1 protein-coding gene is annotated in these 807 nt (G+C 38.3%); it reads left to right on the top strand.

The genetic code is table 11. The annotated features are described in order from the left end of the window. Positions 1-73: 73 nt before the first annotated feature. Complete coding sequence (locus RU86_RS11825; RefSeq protein ID WP_047916692.1) at positions 74-754, top strand: IS6-like element ISS1N family transposase; 681 nt, start codon at positions 74-76, stop codon at positions 752-754. The last annotated feature ends 53 nt before the right edge of the window (positions 755-807 follow it).

Below are 807 nucleotides of genomic sequence, written 5' to 3'. Positions count from 1 at the left end.
GGTTCTGTTGCAAAGTTTTCCAAAAAATCTATTTTAGTGTAAAATTGAGAAAAAAGACAGAGAGGACAGAGTAATGAATCATTTTAAAGGCAAACAATTCAAAAAAGACGTCATTATTGTCGCTGTTGGTTACTACCTGCGTTACAATCTAAGCTATCGTGAAGTTCAGGAATTGTTATATGATCGTGGAATAAATGTTTGTCATACTACGATTTATCGTTGGGTGCAAGAGTACAGCAAAGTCCTCTATTATCTTTGGAAGAAGAAAAATAGACAATCCTTCTATTCATGGAAAATGGACGAAACCTATATCAAAATTAAGGGACGTTGGCATTATCTTTATCGTGCAATTGATGCGGACGGCTTAACCTTAGATATCTGGTTACGAAAGAAACGGGATACGCAAGCAGCCTATGCTTTCTTAAAACGACTCCATAAACAGTTTGGTGAGCCGAAATCAATTGTGACCGATAAAGCACCTTCTCTTGGCTCCGCCTTTAGAAAGTTACAGAGTGTGGGTTTATATACTAAGACAGAGCACCGAACTGTGAAGTATCTTAACAATTTAATAGAACAAGACCATCGACCTATTAAACGACGGAATAAATTTTATCAAAGTCTCCGTACAGCCTCTTCCACGATTAAGGGCATGGAGACCCTTCGAGGAATATATAAAAAGAACCGAAGAAATGGAACGCTCTTCGGCTTTTCGGTGTCTACTGAAATCAAGGTATTAATGGGAATACCAGCCTAAGATATTCTGAGTTCAGAGAGGGCGCGTTTGATTTTCAAACTTCGCAACAGAAC

This window comes from Pseudolactococcus piscium (assembly GCF_002441695.1).
Taxonomy (GTDB): domain Bacteria; phylum Bacillota; class Bacilli; order Lactobacillales; family Streptococcaceae; genus Pseudolactococcus; species Pseudolactococcus piscium.
This window is presented reverse-complemented; position numbering and strand designations above follow the sequence as displayed.